Here is a 2,330-nt window from a genome sequence, read left to right as displayed (position 1 = left end):
ACTGTTAACAGTCAACTGAATTAGGAAGAGTGTGGCACAGGACACATGCAGCGTGCAATGGGTTTACGAAATTAGAATTTTCGCGCAGCCCGAGGACACGAGCAGGGGTGACGTTGTGAGCAGCTCCGCACTTTGCTCTCAGTCGCTGGCTTCCCGGGCGTGACCGAGCGCCCTGGGGTACCGGCGAGGTTTCAGGATGATCCGATTAGTTCAATGTGACGAATGGCAGGGGGTGCCAGTGACCCGGCCCATGGAGAGGCTCATCCCCTCGGGGCCATGGAGCGCACGCCAGCGTGCGTATCGTCAGCGGACGAGGTTCGCTGCCGCCTCATTCATGTGCGTCAGCACATAATCCGCAGCGGCGGATGGGTCGCCCGAAGCGATGACATCCACGATGTGCATGTGCGGCTCAACTCGCATATTGCTCACCGCACGATCTCCTCCAGCCCACATGAATGACATGCGGATCGACCCCTCTAGCGCGCCCCAGGAATGCATGAGCATGGCGTTACCCGTGAGCTGACAGAGGGTTCGATGAAAGTCGAGATCCGCCTCGATTCGCTCCTCGAGCGCACGGTCAGCCACTTGCTGCATGGATTCGACTCGCTCCCGCAATACCTTGACTGCGGCACCGCCATTTTCCGCGGAACTCAGTGTGCGCACAGCGAGAGATTCCAGAGCGGCCCGCACGGCAAAAATGTCGAGGATCTCTTTGGCATCGAGACTTCGCACCGACAACCGACCACGAGCACCCGCCGTAATGAGCCCTTCCTGCTGCAGCTGCCGCATCGCCTCACGCAAGGTCCCCCGGCTAATTTGCAGTTGTTCCGACAGCTCCGTCTCAACCAGATGGGTGCCAGGGGGCAACTCGCCAGTAGTGATGGCCCGGCGCAGAGCAGTCAGTGCCTGCTGGCGCAGATTGACCTTTGCCAGGCCGGCAAGAGCGGCTGTTTGAGTGCTCATCAAGACGGTCCTTCACATACTACGAAGACAACAGGGTGCCAGACAGTACGGTCCATGAGTCACAGAACGGGGAGCAGCAGTCTTCAGCTGACCGACTCGCCCTACAAGCGCAGACTCTTTGCAAGCTGCATATTGACCGAAACAGTGGCACCCACTTGCTTATAGATCATACTCGTCAGTCAACCGTCAACGATGGCCCCTCCAGCGGGCAGATCACCTCACTGCACGGGTCGATTGGTGCTGGCATGAATGCTGGTCAGAAGTGAATCTCTTGCGGCCCGGAACGTGACGTGCTTCACTGTTAACAGTCAACCGTAAACCAAGCTGGTCTCTCAGGAGTCCCATCACGGTTGAATCGCACTTGGGGTGGCGACATGCACCGCGGCGCGAATGAGCAATCAGTAACAACCACAATGCGCTTACGACATGTATCTAGTCAGGGCGCGCTACTCACTCTTACCGACAGAGGTGAAGTTCATGACATCCACCACTGAATCCGATTCAACCCGGACCGAACGCATCCAACGGATCAAGGAAGCAGCCTTCCGGATTCGCACCAACGCACTCATCCAGGCCGAGGTTCAGGGCCAGGGTTACATCGGCCAAGCTCTCGATATCGCTGACGTCCTGGCCGTGCTCTACGCAGACCAGTTGAATGTGCGGCCCGAGGAACCCGAATGGGAGGACCGCGATCGATGCTTGTTGTCCATCGGCCACTACGCAATCGCACTCTACGCCGCACTGACCGAGGCAAAGTTCTTGCCCGTGGAAGAGCTCGATACATACGCGACCGATGACTCCAGACTGCCCATGTCTGCAATGGCCTCATACACTCCGGGCGTAGAGATCTCAGGCGGCTCCTTGGGACACGGCCTGACGATCGCTAACGGAGTGGCTCTGGGGTTGAAGCGGAAGAACAATCAAGCGTTCGTCTACAACATCCTCTCCGACGGAGAGTTGGATGAAGGTTCAACGTGGGAAGCCGCAGCGGTTGCCGCTCACCACGAACTGGACAACCTGATTGCCATTGTCGATTTCAATGACCAACAGGCAGACGGCAAGAGCCAGACCATGCTGGGCATGGAACCGATCGAGGGAAAGTTCGAAGCTTTCGGTTGGATCACCCGCCGGGTAGACGGCAATGACGTGGTGGCAGTACTCGACGCGCTGGAGGAGCTGCGGAGCAGCGAAGCTCCTCAGCCCCGCTGCCTGATCGTCAACACCAAACTTGGCAAGGGTGTCGACTTCCTGGAGAACCGAGAGAAGTTGCACTTCATGAGTGTCGCCGCAGACGAATGGCAAAAGGCCCATGATCGACTGAAGGAGTCATCCCAGGCATGAACGCTACGGGACTGCTGCACGGTTAG

2 protein-coding genes are annotated in these 2,330 nt (G+C 58.1%); one reads left to right on the top strand and one right to left on the bottom strand.

The genetic code is table 11. From position 1 onward, the window contains the following. Positions 1-303: 303 nt before the first annotated feature. A complete protein-coding gene (locus YO9_RS0115055) occupies positions 304-963 on the bottom strand; it encodes a GntR family transcriptional regulator (protein ID WP_016998225.1) in 660 nt (219 codons plus the stop codon). A 477-nt stretch (positions 964-1,440) separates the two neighbouring features. Between YO9_RS0115055 and YO9_RS0115050 the strand changes: the two genes are divergently transcribed. Then, complete coding sequence (locus YO9_RS0115050; protein WP_031273442.1) at positions 1,441-2,304, top strand: transketolase; 864 nt, start codon at positions 1,441-1,443, stop codon at positions 2,302-2,304. Positions 2,305-2,330 lie beyond the last annotated feature (26 nt).

Source organism: Kocuria atrinae C3-8, assembly GCF_000286355.1.
GTDB classification, from domain to species: domain Bacteria; phylum Actinomycetota; class Actinomycetes; order Actinomycetales; family Micrococcaceae; genus Kocuria; species Kocuria atrinae_A.
This window is presented reverse-complemented; position numbering and strand designations above follow the sequence as displayed.

Coding starts and splice junctions, on each gene's coding strand:
- YO9_RS0115050 (WP_031273442.1), top strand. CDS start 1,441: ATGACATCCACCACTGAATCCGATTCAACCCGGACCGAACGCATCCAA.
- YO9_RS0115055 (WP_016998225.1), bottom strand. CDS start 963: ATGAGCACTCAAACAGCCGCTCTTGCCGGCCTGGCAAAGGTCAATCTG.